Origin of the sequence: Mycobacterium sp. ITM-2016-00316 (genome assembly GCF_002968335.2) — a bacterium.
Taxonomy (GTDB): Bacteria; Actinomycetota; Actinomycetes; order Mycobacteriales; family Mycobacteriaceae; genus Mycobacterium.
Genome location: NZ_CP134398.1, coordinates 3,406,140 through 3,425,463, shown reverse-complemented (window position 1 = coordinate 3,425,463; position 19,324 = coordinate 3,406,140). Strand labels below are relative to the sequence as shown.

14 protein-coding genes, 3 rRNA genes and 1 pseudogene are annotated in these 19,324 nt (G+C 64.4%); 14 read left to right on the top strand and 4 right to left on the bottom strand.

What is annotated here, in order from left to right:
- Nucleotides 1–18: 18 nt before the first annotated feature.
- Nucleotides 19–777, bottom strand: coding sequence for an ABC transporter permease (locus C6A86_RS16510; protein WP_233212912.1), 759 nt, complete (start codon nucleotides 775–777; stop codon nucleotides 19–21).
- Nucleotides 778–788: 11 nt separating this feature from the next.
- On the bottom strand, nucleotides 789–1,544 hold the full coding sequence (locus C6A86_RS16505) for an ABC transporter ATP-binding protein (RefSeq protein ID WP_105362281.1): 756 nt from the start codon (nucleotides 1,542–1,544) through the stop codon (nucleotides 789–791).
- A gap of 57 nt (nucleotides 1,545–1,601) precedes the next feature.
- Here C6A86_RS16505 and C6A86_RS16500 point away from each other — a divergent pair, with 57 nt between their 5' ends.
- The 11 genes and pseudogenes from C6A86_RS16500 to recN all read left to right on the top strand — a co-directional run bounded on the left by C6A86_RS16500 (nucleotide 1,602) and on the right by recN (nucleotide 15,083).
- Nucleotides 1,602–2,213, top strand: coding sequence for a DNA-3-methyladenine glycosylase (locus tag C6A86_RS16500; RefSeq protein WP_199196099.1), 612 nt, complete (start codon nucleotides 1,602–1,604; stop codon nucleotides 2,211–2,213).
- A gap of 17 nt (nucleotides 2,214–2,230) precedes the next feature.
- Entirely contained in the window at nucleotides 2,231–3,532 is a 1,302-nt protein-coding gene (gene tyrS / locus C6A86_RS16495; protein ID WP_311100786.1) for a tyrosine--tRNA ligase, read from the top strand.
- 403 nt (nucleotides 3,533–3,935) lie between these two features.
- Nucleotides 3,936–5,456, top strand: a 16S ribosomal RNA gene (locus tag C6A86_RS16490).
- Nucleotides 5,457–5,892: 436 nt separating this feature from the next.
- A 23S ribosomal RNA gene (locus tag C6A86_RS16485) occupies nucleotides 5,893–9,018 on the top strand.
- A gap of 193 nt (nucleotides 9,019–9,211) precedes the next feature.
- Nucleotides 9,212–9,324, top strand: a 5S ribosomal RNA gene (gene rrf / locus C6A86_RS16480).
- Together the 16S, 23S and 5S rRNA genes form the textbook arrangement of a ribosomal RNA operon.
- Before the next feature lie 179 nt (nucleotides 9,325–9,503).
- A pseudogene (locus C6A86_RS16475) lies at nucleotides 9,504–10,386 on the top strand (tetratricopeptide repeat protein).
- A gap of 1 nt (nucleotide 10,387) precedes the next feature.
- The gene (locus C6A86_RS16470; RefSeq protein WP_105362595.1) at nucleotides 10,388–11,383 is read left to right on the top strand and encodes an HAD-IIA family hydrolase; all 996 of its coding nucleotides are present in this window, start codon (nucleotides 10,388–10,390) and stop codon (nucleotides 11,381–11,383) included.
- Nucleotides 11,384–11,409: 26 nt separating this feature from the next.
- A complete protein-coding gene (locus tag C6A86_RS16465; RefSeq protein WP_105362608.1) occupies nucleotides 11,410–11,601 on the top strand; it encodes a hypothetical protein in 192 nt (63 codons plus the stop codon).
- 4 nt (nucleotides 11,602–11,605) lie between these two features.
- Nucleotides 11,606–12,412: a TlyA family RNA methyltransferase gene (locus tag C6A86_RS16460; protein ID WP_105362596.1), complete on the top strand. Its 807-nt coding sequence runs from the start codon at nucleotides 11,606–11,608 to the stop codon at nucleotides 12,410–12,412.
- Nucleotides 12,409–13,332 (top strand): NAD kinase, encoded by a 924-nt coding sequence (locus C6A86_RS16455; protein ID WP_105362597.1) that lies wholly within the window; start codon nucleotides 12,409–12,411, stop codon nucleotides 13,330–13,332. Before C6A86_RS16460 ends, C6A86_RS16455 begins: the two co-directional genes overlap by 4 nt.
- Nucleotides 13,332–15,083, top strand: a complete 1,752-nt coding sequence (gene recN, locus C6A86_RS16450; RefSeq protein WP_105362598.1) for a DNA repair protein RecN — start codon at nucleotides 13,332–13,334, stop codon at nucleotides 15,081–15,083. Before C6A86_RS16455 ends, recN begins: the two co-directional genes overlap by 1 nt.
- Here recN and C6A86_RS16445 read toward each other — a convergent pair whose 3' ends face one another.
- Both C6A86_RS16445 and C6A86_RS16440 read right to left on the bottom strand, forming a co-directional pair.
- Entirely contained in the window at nucleotides 15,084–15,965 is an 882-nt protein-coding gene (locus tag C6A86_RS16445) for a pyridoxamine 5'-phosphate oxidase family protein (protein WP_105362599.1), read from the bottom strand.
- 9 nt (nucleotides 15,966–15,974) lie between these two features.
- On the bottom strand, nucleotides 15,975–16,436 hold the full coding sequence (locus C6A86_RS16440) for a VOC family protein (protein ID WP_311100785.1): 462 nt from the start codon (nucleotides 16,434–16,436) through the stop codon (nucleotides 15,975–15,977).
- A 107-nt stretch (nucleotides 16,437–16,543) separates the two neighbouring features.
- Between C6A86_RS16440 and C6A86_RS16435 the strand changes: the two genes are divergently transcribed.
- From C6A86_RS16435 to C6A86_RS16425, 3 genes are all read left to right on the top strand, one after another.
- Entirely contained in the window at nucleotides 16,544–17,065 is a 522-nt protein-coding gene (locus C6A86_RS16435) for a CGNR zinc finger domain-containing protein (protein WP_105362601.1), read from the top strand.
- A 100-nt stretch (nucleotides 17,066–17,165) separates the two neighbouring features.
- Nucleotides 17,166–18,350, top strand: coding sequence for a putative cytokinetic ring protein SteA (gene steA / locus C6A86_RS16430; protein ID WP_105362602.1), 1,185 nt, complete (start codon nucleotides 17,166–17,168; stop codon nucleotides 18,348–18,350).
- Between the two features lie 40 nt (nucleotides 18,351–18,390).
- Nucleotides 18,391–19,323, top strand: a complete 933-nt coding sequence (locus C6A86_RS16425) for a copper transporter (RefSeq protein WP_105362603.1) — start codon at nucleotides 18,391–18,393, stop codon at nucleotides 19,321–19,323.
- Nucleotide 19,324: the final 1 nt, after the last annotated feature.

Here is a 19,324-nt window from a genome sequence, read left to right as displayed (position 1 = left end):
CACTACGGGGCCACCCGGTCACGGGGTCCGGCGTCGCAGAGTCCCCGCCGCCAATACCAGCGCGACGACCGCGAAGCCGATCACGACCGCGATATCGCGAACCGCGATCGCGGTGAGTTCGGCGTACGCTCCGACCTGTTGCAACGCTTCCAGAGCGTAGCTGGCGGGCAGCGCATTGCTGATCCATTGCAGCCAGTCCGGTAAGGCCTCGCGCGGCACCAGAATCCCGCACAGCAGCAGCTGGGGCACCACGACCACCGGCATGAACTGCACCGCCTGGAACTCGGTGCGGGCGAAGGCGCTGCACAGCAGGCCCAGGCCGACACCCAGCACGGCATTGACGATGGCGATCACGAACACCCAGACCGGGCTGCCCGCGGTATCGAACCCGAGTAACCAGAACGCGACACCACACGCCAGCGCGGCCTGCGCGGCGGCGGCGATGGAGAACGCCGTGCCGTACGCGGCGAGCAGGTCGAACCGCCGCAGCGGGGTGGTCAGAATCCGCTCCAGCGTGCCCGACACGCGTTCGCGCTGCATGGTGATCGAGGTGATCAGAAACATCACCACCAGCGGGAAGACCCCCAGCATGATCAGACACGCGTTGTTGAACGGCGATGGAGTACCCGGGGGGTGTGGCACCTCGGCGAACATGAAGTACATCAGCGTGATGACCAGCGTGGGGACCAGCATGATCATCGCCATGCTGCGGTGATCGGCGGCCAGCTGTCGCAGGATGCGGGCGGTGGTGGCCAGGTAGGCCCGCAGCCCCGGCATCGCCGGGCGACTCACGCCGCGGTGCCGTGCCGGATGACGGAGAGAAATGCGTCCTCCAGTGATGTACATCCGGTGTCCTCTCGCAGTTGGGCGGGTGAGGTGTGCGCGAGCAGTCGTCCTTCCCGCAGGAGCAGCAGGTCGCCGCAGTGGTCGGCCTCGTCCATGACATGGCTGGAGACCAGCAGGGTGGTGCCGCCGTCGGCGAGCTTTCGGAACTGCTCCCACAGGTCGACCCGTAGTACCGGATCGAGGCCGACGGTGGGCTCGTCGAGCACCAGCAGGTCGGGGTGTGACACCAGTGCGCAGGCCAGCGACACCCGGGTGCGTTGACCTCCGGAAAGGTTGCCGCACAGGGCCGTTCGATGGTCGTCCAGGCCGACGGCCGCGATCGCGTCGTCGGCCGCGCGGGCATCGGTGCCATACAGCGCGGCGAAGTAGCGGGCGTTGTCGATGACCCGCAGGTCGGGGTAGATGGTCGGCTCCTGCGTCACGTAGCCGACGCGGCGGCGCAGTGCAGCGCTGCCGGCCGGCAGGCCGAGCACGGTGACCGTGCCGGACGCGACCACCTGGGTGCCGACGATGGACCGGATGAGCGTGGTCTTGCCGCAGCCCGAGGGGCCGAGTAGCCCGGTGATGGTGCCGGGCGGGATGGCGACCGAGATGTCCTCGAGGGCGGTGCGTTTGCCGCGTGTGACGTGCAGGTTCTTGATCACAATGGCGTGTTCGGGGGCGTCGGGCAGTAATTCATCGTGCGATGAACTCATCATGCGATGAATATCCGCCCGGTGGCCGCCGGTGTCAAGGGTGCGGGCACAATCAATGACGTGGGAGCCATGACGCTCGCGGTCGACCCGGTGGCAGCGGCCCGTCGTCTACTCGGTGCACGACTGCACGGCCGTGACGTCACCGCCACGATCGTCGAGGTCGAGGCCTATGGCGGCCCGCCGGACGGCCCCTGGCCGGACCCGGCGTCGCACTCGTTTCGCGGGCCACGTCTGCGCAACACCGTGATGTTCGGCCCGGCCGGCCGGATGTACACCTATCGCAGCCACGGCATCCACGTCTGCGCCAATGTGGTCTGCGGCTGGGAGGGTGCCGCGGCGGCGGTGTTGTTGCGCGCGGCCGTCATCGACGACGGTGTGCCGGTGGCTCAACAGCGTCGCGGCGTGACCCCGGCACTTCGTGCGCTGGCGCGCGGCCCCGGGAACTTGTGCTCGGCACTGGGAATTACCATGGACGACAACGGGATTGACCTTTTCGATACGACCGCACCGATCCGCATCGAGCTGGGCGCGGCAGTGGATGCGCTGGCGGGGCCGAGGGTCGGGGTGAGCACCGCGGCGGATCGCGCCTGGCGGTTCTGGCTGTCGGGGCACCCCGAGGTCTCGGCCTACCGCCGCAGTCCGCGGGCTCCGGTACCCGGTGGCAGCGACTGATACAGGATGATGGCCGGGTGAGTAAAGGCATCCTCGATGAGCTGGAATGGCGCGGCCTGATCGCGCAGTCGACCGACCGGGACGCGTTGGCGGAGGCGCTGGCCAACGCGCCGCTCACGGTCTATTCGGGGTTCGATCCCACCGCGCCCAGCTTGCATGCCGGTCACCTCGTTCCGCTGCTCACGTTGCGCCGATTTCAGCAGGCCGGACATCGTCCGATCGTGCTGGCAGGCGGCGCCACCGGCATGATCGGCGACCCCCGAGACAGCGGGGAACGCACCATGCAGACCGCGGACACCGTCGCCGAATGGTCCGGACGCATCCGTGGCCAGCTCGAACGGTTCGTCGAATTCGACGACGGGCCGACCGGGGCGATTGTCGAGAACAACCTGTCCTGGACCGGTGAGCTGTCCGCCATCGAGTTCCTGCGCGATGTCGGCAAGTACTTCTCGGTCAACGTCATGCTCGACCGCGATACGGTGCGCCGGCGCCTGGAGGGCGAGGGCATCTCCTACACGGAGTTCAGCTACATGCTGCTGCAAGCCAATGACTACGTGCAGCTGCACGAACGGTATGGCTGCGGACTGCAGATCGGCGGGTCCGACCAGTGGGGCAATATCGTCGCCGGCGTCCGGCTGGTGCGGCAGAAGCGCAGCGCCACGGTGCACGCGATGACGACACCGCTGGTCACCGACTCCGAGGGCAAGAAGTTCGGTAAGTCGACCGGTGGCGGCAACATCTGGCTCGATCCGGAGCTGACCAGCCCGTACGCCTGGTACCAGTACTTTTTCAACACCGCGGACGCCGATGTTCTCGGCTACCTCAAATGGTTCACGTTCCTGAGCGCCGAGCAGATCTCCGAGTTGGGCGAAGCCACCGAGACTCGCGCCCACGAACGTGCCGCGCAACGGACGCTGGCGCGTGAGTTGACCACGCTGGTGCACGGACAGGCCGCCACCGATGCCGTAGAACTGGCCAGCCAGGCGTTGTTCGGGCGGGGCGAACTGGGCGATCTCGACGAATCGACGCTGGCCGCGGCCTTGCGGGAGGCGAGCAACGGCGCGGTGACAGAGCTCGCGGCCGGCGGCCCGGATGCGATCACCGATCTGCTGGTGGGCACCGGGCTGTCCAAGAGCAAGGGGGACGCGCGCCGGACGGTGGGAGAGGGCGGCGTGTACGTGAACAACGTGCGAATCGAAAGCGACGAGTGGATACCACAGTCATCGGACTTTTTGCACGACCGTTGGCTGGTGTTGCGACGTGGCAAGCGCAACATTGCCGGTGTGGTGCGGGTGAGCGCCGATGACCCGTCGGCGTAGCTCGCTGACCTGCGCAGACTCCGCGCTGAACAGGCGATTTGACTCGCTGTTAGCCCTGCCGTAACTTATTGCAAGTCAGAGCGACACGGCCTCGGCCGGAGAGCGAAGACAAATCCGAGAGAATCACCCATTAACGTGGGGGTTCCTCACTGCCCGCACTACCTACCGCGGCTTTCGAGCCGGGGTTTGTGGCGCGGACAAATGAAGGTCTGTTGTTTGAGAACTCAATAGTGTGTTTGGTGGTTTTTGTTTGTTGTTTTTTGCCACTCATTTTTGGGGGACTTCCCGTCTTCCCGAGTTTGGTGGGTGGTTTGTTTTTTTGATGCCAGTTTTTGGTGTCTTTTGTTTGGATATCAGGTTTTTCTGATTCGAATTCCACCTGGCCTTTGGGTTGGGTTGTTTTTGTTTGGAGAGTTTGATTCTGGCTCAGGACGAACGCTGGCGGCGTGCTTAACACATGCAAGTCGAACGGAAAGGCCCTTCGGGGTACTCGAGTGGCGAACGGGTGAGTAACACGTGGGTGATCTGCCCTGCACTTTGGGATAAGCCTGGGAAACTGGGTCTAATACCGAATATGACCATGCGCCTCCTGGTGTGTGGTGGAAAGCTTTTGCGGTGTGGGATGGGCCCGCGGCCTATCAGCTTGTTGGTGGGGTAATGGCCTACCAAGGCGACGACGGGTAGCCGGCCTGAGAGGGTGACCGGCCACACTGGGACTGAGATACGGCCCAGACTCCTACGGGAGGCAGCAGTGGGGAATATTGCACAATGGGCGCAAGCCTGATGCAGCGACGCCGCGTGAGGGATGACGGCCTTCGGGTTGTAAACCTCTTTCAGCACAGACGAAGCGCAAGTGACGGTATGTGCAGAAGAAGGACCGGCCAACTACGTGCCAGCAGCCGCGGTAATACGTAGGGTCCGAGCGTTGTCCGGAATTACTGGGCGTAAAGAGCTCGTAGGTGGTTTGTCGCGTTGTTCGTGAAAACTCACAGCTTAACTGTGGGCGTGCGGGCGATACGGGCAGACTTGAGTACTGCAGGGGAGACTGGAATTCCTGGTGTAGCGGTGGAATGCGCAGATATCAGGAGGAACACCGGTGGCGAAGGCGGGTCTCTGGGCAGTAACTGACGCTGAGGAGCGAAAGCGTGGGGAGCGAACAGGATTAGATACCCTGGTAGTCCACGCCGTAAACGGTGGGTACTAGGTGTGGGTTTCCTTCCTTGGGATCCGTGCCGTAGCTAACGCATTAAGTACCCCGCCTGGGGAGTACGGCCGCAAGGCTAAAACTCAAAGAAATTGACGGGGGCCCGCACAAGCGGCGGAGCATGTGGATTAATTCGATGCAACGCGAAGAACCTTACCTGGGTTTGACATGCACAGGACGACTGCAGAGATGTGGTTTCCCTTGTGGCCTGTGTGCAGGTGGTGCATGGCTGTCGTCAGCTCGTGTCGTGAGATGTTGGGTTAAGTCCCGCAACGAGCGCAACCCTTGTCCTATGTTGCCAGCGGGTTATGCCGGGGACTCGTAGGAGACTGCCGGGGTCAACTCGGAGGAAGGTGGGGATGACGTCAAGTCATCATGCCCCTTATGTCCAGGGCTTCACACATGCTACAATGGCCGGTACAAAGGGCTGCGATGCCGTGAGGTGGAGCGAATCCTTTTTAAAGCCGGTCTCAGTTCGGATCGGGGTCTGCAACTCGACCCCGTGAAGTCGGAGTCGCTAGTAATCGCAGATCAGCAACGCTGCGGTGAATACGTTCCCGGGCCTTGTACACACCGCCCGTCACGTCATGAAAGTCGGTAACACCCGAAGCCGGTGGCCTAACCCCTTGTGGGAGGGAGCCGTCGAAGGTGGGATCGGCGATTGGGACGAAGTCGTAACAAGGTAGCCGTACCGGAAGGTGCGGCTGGATCACCTCCTTTCTAAGGAGCACCACGAGACTCATGCCCCGCCCACATCGTGTGGGGGTTCGGTGAGCTGAGCGATTCGTTGGATGGACTGTTCTCTGTAGTGGAGGCAGTTCTGGTGCAACTCAACAAACTTTGGCTCCTGTTTTGGGGCGAGATCATCAGGCACACTATTGGGCTTTGAGACAACAGGCCCGCGGGACATCTGCGTTGGTGGGTGTTGCCGGCCGTGAGTCCAGGAGTCCCCAAGTGTTGGGGATGATCGGTGAGCGGTTCTTGTTGTTGCCCCGCTTTGGTGGTGGGGTGTGGTGTTTGATTTGTGGATAGTGGTTGCGAGCATCTAGCACGCAGGAAGACTGGTTCTTCGGGCTCCTTTTTTGGGGGGTGTGGGGTTCTGGTGTTGTTGTGTGTGTTTGATGTGCAATTTTTTTCTTTATTTGGTTTATCTGTGTTGTAAGTGTTTAAGGGCGCATGGTGGATGCCTTGGCATTGGGAGCCGATGAAGGACGTGGGAGGCTGCGATATGCCTCGGGGAGCTGCCAACCGAGCGTGGATCCGAGGATGTCCGAATGGGGAAACCCAGCACGAGTGATGTCGTGTTACCCAGCGGTGAATATATAGCCGTTGGGAGGGAACGCGGGGAAGTGAAACATCTCAGTACCCGTAGGAAGAGAAAACAAAAGTGATTCCGTGAGTAGTGGCGAGCGAAAGCGGAGGATGGCTAAACCGTATGCATGTGATACCCGGCGGGGGTTGTGTGTGCGGGGTTGTGGGGCGTTTCTTCTCTGGTCCGCCGACCAGGGCAACAGTGAGAAAAGTGTGTGTTAGCGGAAGTGGTCTTGGGATGGCCTGCCGTAGACGGTGAGAGCCCGGTACGTGAAAACACATGCTCTGTTGTGGGACTGTCCCCGAGTAGCAGCGGGCCCGTGAAATCTGCTGTGAATCTGCCGGGACCACCCGGTAAGCCTGAATACTTCCCAATGACCGATAGCGGATTAGTACCGTGAGGGAATGGTGAAAAGTACCCCGGGAGGGGAGTGAAATAGTACCTGAAACCGTGTGCCTACAATCCGTCAGAGCCTTCGTGTTAAAGCGTGGGGTGATGGCGTGCCTTTTGAAGAATGAGCCTGCGAGTCAGGGACATGTCGCGAGGTTAACCCGTGTGGGGTAGCCGCAGCGAAAGCGAGTCTGAATAGGGCGTATCCAATCCAAAGGGGTTGGTGTAGTGGTGTGTTCTGGACCCGAAGCGGAGTGATCTACCCATGGCCAGGTTGAAGCAGCAGTAAGATGTTGTGGAGGACCGAACCCACTTAGGTTGAAGACTGAGGGGATGAGTTGTGGGTAGGGGTGAAAGGCCAATCAAACTCCGTGATAGCTGGTTCTCCCCGAAATGCATTTAGGTGCAGCGTTGCGTGTTTCTTACCGGAGGTAGAGCTACTGGATGGCCGATGGGCCTCACAAGGTTACTGACGTCAGCCAAACTCCGAATGCCGGTAAGTGAAAGCGTGGCAGTGAGACGGCGGGGGATAAGCTCCGTGCGTCGAGAGGGAAACAGCCCAGATCGCCGGCTAAGGCCCCTAAGCGTGTGCTAAGTGGAAAAGGATGTGCAGTCGCGAAGACAACCAGGAGGTTGGCTTAGAAGCAGCCACCCTTGAAAGAGTGCGTAATAGCTCACTGGTCAAGTGATTGTGCGCCGATAATGTAGCGGGGCTCAAGCACACCGCCGAAGCCGCGGCAATCAACCTTTGGTTGATTGGGTAGGGGAGCGTCCTGCATCCAGTGAAGCAGCGGAGTGATCCAGTTGTGGAGGGTGTGGGAGTGAGAATGCAGGCATGAGTAGCGATAAGGCAAGTGAGAACCTTGCCCGCCGAAAGACCAAGGGTTCCTGGGGCAGGCCAGTCCGCCCAGGGTGAGTCGGGACCTAAGGCGAGGCCGACAGGCGTAGTCGATGGACAACGGGTTGATATTCCCGTACCCGTGTGTGCGCGCCCATGATGAATCAGCGGTACTAACCGCCCAAAACCATCGTTACCGATCACCTTCGGGTGTGAGGATTGATGGGGCTGCGCGGGACCTTCGCTGGTAGTAGTCAAGCGATGGGGTGACGCAGGAAGGTAGCCGTACCAGTCAGTGGTAATACTGGGGCAAGCCTGTAGGGAGAGACCTAGGTAAATCCGGGTCTCACATATCCTGAGAGGTGATGCATAGCCGATTGAGGCGAATTCGGTGATCCTATGCTGCCGAGAAAAGCCTCTAGCGAGCTCACACACGGCCCGTACCCCAAACCAACACAGGTGGTCAGGTAGAGAATACTAAGGCGTACGAGTGAACTATGGTTAAGGAACTCGGCAAAATGCCCCCGTAACTTCGGGAGAAGGGGGACCTCCTACTGTCATGGCCTTTGCGGCCGGCAGCGGTGGGGGGTGGCACAAACCAGTGAGAAGCGACTGTTTACTAAAAACACAGGTCCGTGCGAAGTCGCAAGACGATGTATACGGACTGACGCCTGCCCGGTGCTGGAAGGTTAAGAGGACCCGTTAACTCGTAAGGGTGAAGCGGAGAATTTAAGCCCCAGTAAACGGCGGTGGTAACTATAACCATCCTAAGGTAGCGAAATTCCTTGTCGGGTAAGTTCCGACCTGCACGAATGGCGTAACGACTTCTCAACTGTCTCAACCATAGACTCGGCGAAATTGCACTACGAGTAAAGATGCTCGTTACGCGCGGCAGGACGAAAAGACCCCGGGACCTTCACTACAACTTGGTATTGGTGCTCGATACGGTTTGTGTAGGATAGGTGGGAGACTGTGAAGCATGCACGCCAGTGTGTGTGGAGTCATTGTTGAAATACCACTCTGATCGTATTGGGCCTCTAACTTCGAACCGTATATCCGGTTCAGGGACAGTGCCTGGTGGGTAGTTTAACTGGGGCGGTTGCCTCCTAAAATGTAACGGAGGCGCCCAAAGGTTCCCTCAACCTGGACGGCAATCAGGTGTTGAGTGTAAGTGCACAAGGGAGCTTGACTGCGAGACTTACAAGTCGAGCAGGGACGAAAGTCGGACTAGTGATCCGGCACCTCTGAGTGGAAGGGGTGTCGCTCAACGGATAAAAGGTACCCCGGGGATAACAGGCTGATCTTCCCCAAGAGTCCATATCGACGGGATGGTTTGGCACCTCGATGTCGGCTCGTCGCATCCTGGGGCTGGAGCAGGTCCCAAGGGTTGGGCTGTTCGCCCATTAAAGCGGCACGCGAGCTGGGTTTAGAACGTCGTGAGACAGTTCGGTCTCTATCCGCCGCGCGCGTCAGAAGCTTGAGGAAACCTGTCCCTAGTACGAGAGGACCGGGACGGACGAACCTCTGGTCCACCAGTTGTCCCACCAGGGGCACGGCTGGATAGCCACGTTCGGACAGGATAACCGCTGAAAGCATCTAAGCGGGAAACCTTCTCCAAGACCAGGCTTCTCACCCATTAAGTGGGATAAGGCCCCCCGCAGACCACGGGATCGATAGACCAGACCTGTACACCTAGCAATAGGTTTAGGGAACTGGCACTAACCGGCCGAAAACTTACACACACCCATCAAAAGTGGGTAGCAGATAAACCGTGTAAGAAAAAATTTGACGCACAACAAACGCGCTTGCAACCACAATCCACACCATGGAACACACGACACGACCAGCAATGGGAATGTCACACACTCCACCACCAAAACACACTTCCCCCACCCATCACGCGCGTGGGGGCGCCCAGAAAAGGGTGAATAAAGTTACGGCGGCCATAGCGGCAGGGAAACGCCCGGTCCCATCCCGAACCCGGAAGCTAAGCCTACCAGCGCCAATGATACTACCCAAAAGGGTGGAAAAGTAGGACACCGCCGAACACACATTAAGCCCTCGGCCCTCCAAACACCGTTTGGAGGGCCGAGGCATACCGTAATTCGGTGACCATTTCCAGTCCGAATTGAATGGCAGTTAATGGCCGATATTCGTGCAGCTGTCGTGTTTCGCCGGCTCCCGGCTATCCTTTCGGAAAGACGGTTGATCAATCAGGAAGGCGACTGTGGCCGAGGACAGACAAGCCGGCAGCGGCGAACGGCCCTTCCGCCGGGCGGCGGGCGACGGCCCGCGTACCGGTGGGAACACCGGGCACCGGTCCGGCGCCAACGGTGCTCAGCGTTCCGGAGCCGGCGGCGCACCTCATCGAGGTGGTCGTGATCGGCCCAGCCCACCATGGTCGTCCGGGCCCAGCAGCCGGCGCGATCAGGACGGCGAAGACCGTCCGGTCGGCCCGCGCATCCCCCCGGAGATCGAAGCCAAACAACTTTCTCCCGAGATCCGCAGCGAGCTGATCACCCTGGACAAGTCCACGGCCGACGTCGTGGCACGCCACCTGGTGGCGGCCGGGGAACTTCTTCGAGGATGATCCTGCCGCTGCGCTGGAACACGCCCGCGCCGCGCGTGCCCGCTCCGGCCGGATCGCCGCGGTCCGCGAAGCCGTCGGTATCGCGGCCTACTACTGCGGTGACTGGGCGCAGGCGCTCGCCGAATTGCGTGCCGCTCGCCGGATGGGCAGCAAGTCTGCATTGCTGCCGCTGATCGCCGACTGCGAACGCGGTGTCGGGCGCCCGGAACGGGCCGTCGAGCTGGCCCGCAGCGACGAGGCCCGGCAGCTCACCGGTGACGATGCCGATGAATTGCGCATCGTGGTGGCAGGCGCGCGATCCGATCTCGGCCAGCACGAACAGGCGCTGGCGCTGCTGTCCAGCCCGCCGCTGGACGCGACCCGCCTCGGGACCACCAGTGCCCGGCTGTTCTACGTCTATGCCGAGACCCTGCTCGCTCTCGGTCGCCCCGATGACGCGGTGCAGGCCTTCATCAACGCCGCTGCCGTCGACGTCGAGGGTGTCACCGACGCCGAAGAACGTCTCACCGAGCTGACCTGAGATGGGCACGCTGGCACAGGAGCATGACTGTCTGCTCCTGGATCTCGACGGCACGGTGTTCCGCGGCCATGAACCCACCACCGGAGCCGTGGACAGTCTGGCGACGTTGGACGCCCGCACGCTCTACGTCACCAACAATGCCTCCCGGTCGGCGGCCGAGGTCGCCGGGCATCTGCAGGAGCTCGGCTTCAGCGCCCAACCCGACGACGTCGTCACCAGCGCGCAGAGCGCCGCCCGGTTGCTGGCGAGCCAACTGCCCGCAGGCGCCACAGTCCTGGTCGTCGGCACCGACTCGCTGGCCGCCGAGATCGTCGCCGTCGGCCTGAAGCCGGTCCGCGCGTTCGAGGAGAATCCCGTCGGTGTCGTCCAGGGCCACAACCCCGAGACCAGCTGGCCCATCCTGTCCGAGGCTGCGCTGGCCATCCGTGCCGGTGCCCTGTGGGTCGCCGCCAACGTCGACCGCACGCTGCCGTCGGAAAGAGGGTTGCTGCCGGGCAACGGCTCCATGGTCGCTGCGCTGCGCACCGCGACCGATGCCGAACCTCAGGTCGCCGGTAAGCCGGCCCCCACGCTGATGAATGACGCGCTGGCCCGCGGCGATTTCAGGACACCTCTGGTGATCGGGGATCGCCTCGATACCGATATCGAGGGAGCCAACGCTGCGGGACTGCCCAGCCTGATGGTGCTCACCGGGGTGAACAACGCCGCCGACATGGTGCACGCCGCGCCCGGCAGCCGGCCCGACTACGTGTCCGAGGATCTGCGGGCACTGCACACCGACGCCGAGGCTTTGCGGATCTCCCCGCACCCGGCGTGGCAGACCCAGACCAGCGGTTCGACGCTCACCGTTCGGGCGACCGGCGCCGATGTCGGTGATCCGCTGAGCGTCGTACGTGCCACCGCGCACGCAGCGTGGGCCGGCGGCGGCAGCGTCACCGTCGCGGCCGGCGATGACACCGCGCGCGCCGCACTGCAGCGCTGGTCGCTGCTGACCTGACCGCATCGGCTAGCGTGATCAGCGATATGAGTACCGATCCCGAGCAGATCCGCACCCAGATTGCGGCACTGTTGGCAGACCTGCCGGATATCGAATCCGGCGGGCTGGAGGACTCCGAAATCGATGCCGTCGCAGCGCGCCTGGAAGAGGCGCATGACCTACTGGTCCGCGCCCTGGAATCGGTGGAGGGCCGGGGCGACGCGATCCGGGGGCACTGACCCGATGACGCGACGAGCGCGGGTGGATGCCGAGTTGGTGCGGCGTGGGCTGGCCAGGTCCCGGCAGCAGGCCGCAGAACTGATCGGCGCGGGCCGGGTCCGCATCGATGGCATGCCGGCGGCCAAGCCTGCCACTGCGGTATCGGTGGACGCCAACCTCACCGTAGCTGCCGACGAACGCACCTGGGTATCGCGAGGTGCGCACAAACTGATCGGTGCGCTCGACGCTTTCGGTGTGCCTGTCGAAGGCCGCCGCTGCCTGGACGCGGGCGCATCGACCGGTGGATTCACCGAGGTCCTGCTGGACCGTGGTGCCGCCGAGATCGTGGCCGCCGACGTCGGCTACGGACAGCTCGCCTGGTCACTGCGATCCGATGAGCGGGTTCACGTGCTGGAACGCACAAATGTCCGGACCCTCACACCAGACGCGATCGGCGGCCCGGTCGATCTGGTGGTCGCCGACCTGTCCTTCATCTCGCTGGCCACGGTGCTGCCCGCGTTGACCGCGTGCTGCCGCCGGGACGCCGACATCGTTCCGATGGTCAAACCACAGTTCGAGGTCGGCAAGGACCGGGTCGGTGCCGGTGGCGTCGTCTCGGATCCCGCGCTGCGCGCCGAGGCGGTCCTGGCCGTCGCGCACCGTGCCGCAGAATTGCACTGGCACACAGTCGCTGTCACTGCCAGCCCATTGCCGGGGCCGTCCGGCAATGTGGAGTTCTTCCTGCGATTCCGGGCCGAAGCCGACGCCCCTCTCATCGGTGAGAGCCTGGAACACGCTGTTGCTCGCGCGATTGACGAAGGGCCACAATGACATCCGAACGATCCGTGCTGGTCGTCGTGCACACCGGGCGTGACGAGGCCACCGAGACCGCCCGCCGGGTCGAGAAGGTGCTCGGTGAACACGGGATCGGCCTGCGGGTGCTGACCGCCGAAGCCGTCGACCGCGGTTCGCTGCACCTGGCGCCGGACGAGATCCGGGCGCTCGGCGTGGACATCGAGGTGGTCGACGCCGACGAACGGGCCGCCGAGGGCTGTGAGCTGGTGCTCGCTCTCGGTGGTGACGGCACCTTCCTGCGTGCTGCCGAACTTGCCCGCAATGCCGAGATTCCGGTGCTCGGACTCAATCTCGGTCGCATCGGCTTTCTCGCCGAAGCGGAGACCGAGGCCCTCGACCAAGTCCTCGACCATGTCATCGCCCGCGACTACCTGGTCGAGAAGCGGATGACCCTCGACATCGTGGTTCGTGCGGGCGGCACCATCCTGGACCACGGCTGGGCGCTCAACGAGGCCAGTCTGGAAAAGGGCCCGCGGCTCGGCGTGCTGGGTGTGGTGTTGGAGGTCGACGGCCGCCCGGTGTCGTCTTTCGGGTGCGACGGTGTGCTGGTCTCGACGCCGACGGGTTCCACCGCGTATGCGTTCTCGGCGGGTGGGCCGATCCTGTGGCCGGATCTGGAGGCGATCCTGGTGGTGCCCAACAACGCTCATGCGCTGTTCGCGCGACCGATGGTCACCAGCCCGGACGCGTCCATTGCCATCGAGATCGAGGCCGGCGGCAATGACGCGGTGGCCTTCTGTGACGGCCGGCGAAAGATGATCGTGCCGGCCGGCGCGCGCCTGGAGGTCACCCGCTGTGAGACGTCGCTGAAATGGGTGCGTCTGGACAGCGCGCCGTTCACCGACCGGCTGGTTCGTAAGTTCCGGCTGCCCGTCACCGGATGGCGTGGCCAGTAGTGCTCTCCGAGATACGTATCGAATCCCTGGGCGCGATCAGTTCGGCGACGGCCGAGTTCGATCGCGGCCTGACCGTGTTGACCGGCGAGACCGGCGCAGGCAAGACGATGGTGGTGACCGGTCTGCACCTGCTGGGCGGCGCGCGGGCCGACGCCAGCCGGGTACGCACCGGTGCCGACCGGGCCGTGGTGGAAGGCCGTTTCACCACCATTGATCTCGGTGCCGATGTCACCGGTCGCATCGACGAGATCCTGGAGTCCTCCGGCGCAGACCGTGACGATGACGACAGCGTCATCGCGGCGCGATCGGTCAGCCGCGACGGTCCGTCGCGGGCCTACCTCGGCGGGCGCAGCGTGCCGGCGAAATCGCTGAGCGGGTTCACCAATGAGCTGCTCGCCCTGCACGGACAGAACGATCAGCTGCGGCTGATGCGCCCCGATGAGCAGCGCGGCGCGCTGGACAGGTTCGCCGATGTCAGCACGCCGCTACGCAAGTACCGGGCGCTGCGTGCGGAATGGCTGACCGCGCGCCGCGACCTGATCGACCGTACCCAGCGGGCCCGCGAGCTCGCGCTCGAGGCGGACCGGCTGAGCTTCGGAATCAACGAGATCGACACCGTGGACCCGGCGCCGGGTGAGGACGACGCCCTTGTCGCCGATATCCGTCGGCTCTCCGAACTCGACGCACTGCGCGAATCCGCCGCCGGGGCACGGGCCGCGTTGGCGGGCCCGCCCGACGACGACGGCACCGATGCGGCGTCCGCGGCGGCCAATGTCGCCTCGGCCAGGGCCGCCCTGGAGGGCACCGATGACAGCGCCTTGCAGGCGCTGGGGGAGCGACTGGCCGAAGCGGTCGCCGTGATCGCCGATGTGTCGACCGAACTCGGTGATTTTCTCTCCGAACTGCCCAGCGATGCCAGCACGCTGGAAGGCAAACTGGCGCGCCAGAGTGAGCTGCGCGGACTGACCCGCAAGTACGGTGCCGATATCGACGCGGTGCTGGCGTGGGCGCAAGAATCCCGCGACCGGCTGTCGCAGCTCGACGTCTCGGAGGAGGCGCTGGCGGGATTGCAGCAGCGCGTCGATGACCTGCAGGCCAAGGTGGTCGCCGCGGCCGCCGACCTCACCAAGGCGCGCACCAAGGCGGCCAAGGGGCTGTCCAAGGCGGTGACCGCAGAACTGGCCGGACTGGCGATGACCGGGGCCGACTTCGGTATCTCGTTGGCGCCGTTGGCGGCCCGTGCCGACGACTCGGCACCGATCACGCTGGCCGGTGGCGTGGCGGCGCACGCCGGTCAGCACGGGGTGGACGCGGTCGAGTTCGGGTTCGCCGCGCATCGTGGCACCGAGCTGCTGCCGCTGGCCAAAAGTGCCTCCGGCGGTGAGCTGTCGCGCGTCATGCTGGCACTCGAGGTGGTGCTGTCAGCGTCGGCCGAGGGCACCACGATGGTGTTCGACGAGGTCGACGCCGGAGTCGGTGGGCGCGCCGCGGTGCAGATCGGTCGCCGGTTGGCGCGGCTGGCCCGCACTCATCAGGTCATCGTCGTCACCCACCTGCCGCAGGTGGCCGCCTACGCCGATACCCACCTGGTGGTGGAGAGCGGCCCGAAATCCAGCCGCGTCGTCCGTCTGCACGACGAGGACCGGGTGGCCGAACTCGCCAGGATGCTGGCCGGGCTCGGCGATACCGACAGCGGCCGGGCCCATGCGCGTGAGCTGTGGGAGTCAGCCCAGCGCGACCGCGCAGAGTAGTCAGGCCGGGTTGGCGGGAGACAGTTCCGCGCCGCTCCAGCGCAGCGGGCTGACACCGGTCAGTTCGAGAACCTCGTCGACGGTGAACTCGACCGAACACTGTGCACCCGGCCCGCTCTCCCAGATGATCTCGGCGGTGCCGGTCAGCTGCAGGGTGGTCCCGGCGTCCCAGTCCGGGATCAGCAGTCCGGCCCGCGGGTTGGCGCTGATATTGCCCAGCGTCATGAACATCGAGTTGCCCCGGTAGTCCGGCCATCGCAGCCGCTGGGGTGAAAGCACCTGGAGGAAGCCCGGATTGCCGCCCCGGTGAGAGGCGTCGGTGTTGCCCTCGGTATCCGCGGATCCGATGAAGAAGGTGTCGGCCGCCGCGATGATCTGCTGTGTACGCGCGTCGAGGGCGTCGCCGTGGTACCGCACGTGCCTGTCGGGCGCGCTCACCACACCCTCGACATGCCTGCGGGAGATGTATTTCGGGCAGTTCGAGTACACCTGATCGGGCTGGATCAGCAGTCCGGCGCCGGTCGGGACGGCGACACCGTTCACCCGCATGCGGCGCCGGGTCTGCGGCTGCACGGCGATCATGCCGACCCGGTGGGGTCTTCCGGTCAGCACCTCGTGCAGGGGATCGCCGGTGACGGGCAACGCATCGACGGCGATCTGCTCATCGGTGACGTGCACGAAACCGGGCGGGCCGGTGACCAGGCTGGTCCATATCCGGCCGGCGTCGTCGGCCGCGGCGAGCACGACCATCGGTTGATCGGCCAGGAATTCGGCGGCGGCGTCCGGGATCTCGTCGCGGACCATCCGGCTCAGACGTGCGGCGATCTCGCTCTGGCCCAGTCGGCGCTGCACCGCCAGCTCGCCCGGGTGATAGACGGTCATGGCGCGCCGTCAGAAGAATCCGCAGGTGGGTGATTCGCCGTTGGGGGCCGGCTCGGCCTCGGCGCCGCGTGGCGCGTAGACCTTGAGCCGGATCCCGTCGGGGTCGGTGAAGAAGATGCCACCCGATGATGCGCCCTCACCGTGCGCCACCACACCGTCATGAGCGAAGGTCACCCCGAGCTTCTTGAGTGCGGACTCCACGGTCCGCACCTGCTCGATGCTGTCGACCTGAAACGACAGGTGGTGCAGTCCCGGGGTGCGGCTGGAGAACTCTCCGTCGCTCTGCTGCCACAACGTCACACGCAGGTTGCCGTCGATGCCCAGGAAGGCGTAGCGGCGGTCACCCTCGTTGTGGATCGAAAGCTGTTCGAAACCCAGTGCCCGCCGGTAGAAGTCCACCGATCGGGTGAGCTCGGTGACGTTGAGCCCGACGTGGCCGGGGGCGAGCTGTGGGGCGGTGGGCGTACTCATCCTGATCCTCCATCTAACTGGTGTACTTATTTCAGAGGTTAGGTCGATCGCAGGCTGGTGTCAACCGTCTAACTCGATTTCGATGGTTAGTGCGTTAAGCTCGGGACATGGCCGATCCGCGCCCGCATGTCGGGGAACCTCTCGCGCTGGATCTGCTGAACACGGTCTGGATGTCCACCGACGGACCGCAGGACCTGCTCACGGATGTGCCCGGCCTGCGAACCTGGCTGGTGGCCAACGGTCTCGACGAGCGCTGCCCGGCCGACGAGAAGACCCGCGTCGCACTGGTCCGTGCCCGGGAAGCGGTGCTGCGGGCGGTCGCCGACAACGAGATCGATGAGCTGAACGCGGTGCTCGACCACGGACGGGTCCGTCGCATTCTCGCCGAGACCGGTCCGCGCGAAGAGCCAGATGTCGCGCGGCCGGAGTGGCTGCCCGGCTGGCTGGCCGCCGACGATCTGCTGCGACTGCTGGCGGTGGCTCCGGGTCGGATCAAACAATGCGCTCACGAGCACTGCGTGCTCTGGTTCCACGACACCTCCAAGAACGGCACCCGGCGGTGGCATTCGATGACCACGTGCGGCAACCGGGCCAAGGCCGCACGGCACTACGCGGCGAAGCGCGATTGAGATCGCGCTGATGTTGCAGATGTGACAAAAGAAAACTTGTGGGGCTGGTGTTACGGCGCGCCTCCACCTCAACTTGAGGGTTTATGGCCAGAATCGCCGCATGAAGATGTCAGCGTTGCTATCGCGTAATGCCAGCTCAAAGCCGGGCGTCATCGGTACTGCCCGCGTTGACCGCGACATTGATCGATTGCTCCGTCGCATCGGGCCCGGCGATATCGTCGTCCTGGACGCCCAGGACCTCGACCGCATCACCGCGGACGCTCTGGTGGAGGCCGAGGTCGCCGGTGTGGTCAACGCCTCACCGTCCATCTCGGGTCGCTACCCCAACCTCGGCCCCGAGGTGCTGGTGGCCAACGGCATCGTGCTCATCGACGAGGCGGGCCCGGAGGTCTTCAAGAAGATCAAGGACGGCGCGCGCATCCGGCTCAACAACGGTGGCGTCTACGCCGGTGACCGCCGGATCGGGCTCGGTACCGAGCGCACCGACCTGGAGATCCACGAGCTGATGGTGGAAGCCAAGAGCGGGCTTGTCGCGCACCTGGAAGCCTTCGCCGGCAACACCATCGAGTTCATCCGCAGCGAGAGCCCGCTGTTGATCGACGGGATGGGCATCCCCGATATCGATGTCGACATGGACCGCAGGCACGTCGTCGTGGTCGCCGAGGGCCCCACCGCCGCCGACGACCTGAAGGCGCTCAAGCCGTTCATCAAGGAGTATCAGCCCGTCCTGGTCGGTGTCGGCGCCGGAGCCGACCTGCTCCGCAAGGCCGGCTACCGGCCCGCGCTCATCGTCGGTGACCCCAGCACCATCAGCACCGACGCGCTGCGCTGCGGAGCGCAGGTCGTGCTGCCCGCCGACGCCGATGGTCACGCCCCCGGCCTGGAGCGCATCCAGGATCTCGGTGTCGGAGCGATGACCTTCCCGGCCGCCGGATCGGCCGCCGACCTCGCGCTGCTGCTGTGCCACCACCACGGCGCCTCGTTGATCGTCACCGCAGGCCACAGCGCCACCATCGAAGAGTTCTTCGACCGCTCCCGTCAGCAGAGCAACCCGTCGACGTTCCTGACCCGGCTCAAGGTCGGCGAGAAGCTCGTCGACGCCAAGGCCGTGGCCACGCTGTACCGCAGCCGGGTATCGGCCGGCGCGATCGCCCTGCTGGTGCTGGCGATGCTGATCGCGGTGATCGTTGCACTGTGGGTGACCCAGGTCGACGCCACCGTGATCGACTGGGTCGTCGACTACTGGAACCGCTTCCTGCTCTGGGCGCAGGGCCTGGTGTCCTAGATCCTGCGGCATCCTCGCTGAATCCTCGAAGGGTGGCATCATGATTTCGCTGCGCACGCATGCCATTTCGTTGGCCGCGGTCTTCCTCGCCCTGGCCATCGGTGTGGTGTTGGGCTCGGGCCTGTTCTCCGACACGGTGCTGTCCGGGCTGCGCAGCGACAAGGCCGACCTGCGCACCGAGATCGAAACGCTGACCGACGAGAAGAACGAGCTCAACGAAAAGCTGAGCGCGGCAGGGGAGTTCGATGAAATCGTGGCGCCGCGCATCCTGCGCGACACCCTGCGGGACAAGTCGGTGGTGATTTTCAGAACCCCCGACGCCGCCGACGACGACGTGGACGCCATGGTTCGACTGGTCGGACAGGCCGGCGCCAGCACCACCGGGGTCATCGCTCTGACCCCGCAATTCGTCGATGCGAACTCCTCGGAAAAGCTGCTGTCGGTGGTCAATTCACCGATCGTGCCGGTGGGCCGTCAGCTCAGCACCGCGTCGGTGGACCAAGGCTCCCAAGCCGGTGACCTGCTCGGGATCGCACTGTTGCGGGGCAAGGAGCAGGCCGTCCCCGAGGATCAGCGCGAGACCGTGCTGGCCACTCTGCGCGACACCGGTTTCATCGCCTACGACGCGCAGGGTGTCGACGCCGCGGACACCGCCGTCATCGTCACCGGGGGCTCGCTCGGCGATGACGCCGGCAACCGGGGGACCACGGTGGCACGGTTTGCCGCCGGCCTGGCCCCACACGGCGGCGGCGTCGTGCTCGCCGGGCGCGACGGGTCGGCCACCGGAACCGCGGCCGTGGCGGTGACCCGTTCGGATGCCGGGCTGTCGGCCGCGGTCAGCACTGTCGACGACGTGGACCTCGTATCGGGGCGCATCACCACGGCCCTGGCGCTGAGCGACCTGCTGCGTGGCGGCCAACCCGGCCGCTACGGCATCGGGCAGGGTGCGAACTCCGTCACCGTCCCGCAGTAAA

Bases quoted from the DNA above. Each gene is read 5' to 3' on its own strand.
- C6A86_RS16510 (WP_233212912.1), bottom strand. From the start codon at position 777: ATGCCGGGGCTGCGGGCCTACCTGGCCACCACCGCCCGCATCCTGCGA.
- C6A86_RS16455 (WP_105362597.1), top strand. From the start codon at position 12,409: ATGACATCCGAACGATCCGTGCTGGTCGTCGTGCACACCGGGCGTGAC.
- C6A86_RS16470 (WP_105362595.1), top strand. From the start codon at position 10,388: ATGGGCACGCTGGCACAGGAGCATGACTGTCTGCTCCTGGATCTCGAC.
- C6A86_RS16460 (WP_105362596.1), top strand. From the start codon at position 11,606: ATGACGCGACGAGCGCGGGTGGATGCCGAGTTGGTGCGGCGTGGGCTG.
- steA (WP_105362602.1), top strand. From the start codon at position 17,166: ATGAAGATGTCAGCGTTGCTATCGCGTAATGCCAGCTCAAAGCCGGGC.
- C6A86_RS16435 (WP_105362601.1), top strand. From the start codon at position 16,544: ATGGCCGATCCGCGCCCGCATGTCGGGGAACCTCTCGCGCTGGATCTG.
- C6A86_RS16440 (WP_311100785.1), bottom strand. From the start codon at position 16,436: ATGAGTACGCCCACCGCCCCACAGCTCGCCCCCGGCCACGTCGGGCTC.
- C6A86_RS16505 (WP_105362281.1), bottom strand. From the start codon at position 1,544: ATGATGAGTTCATCGCACGATGAATTACTGCCCGACGCCCCCGAACAC.
- C6A86_RS16465 (WP_105362608.1), top strand. From the start codon at position 11,410: ATGAGTACCGATCCCGAGCAGATCCGCACCCAGATTGCGGCACTGTTG.
- C6A86_RS16445 (WP_105362599.1), bottom strand. From the start codon at position 15,965: ATGACCGTCTATCACCCGGGCGAGCTGGCGGTGCAGCGCCGACTGGGC.
- C6A86_RS16425 (WP_105362603.1), top strand. From the start codon at position 18,391: ATGATTTCGCTGCGCACGCATGCCATTTCGTTGGCCGCGGTCTTCCTC.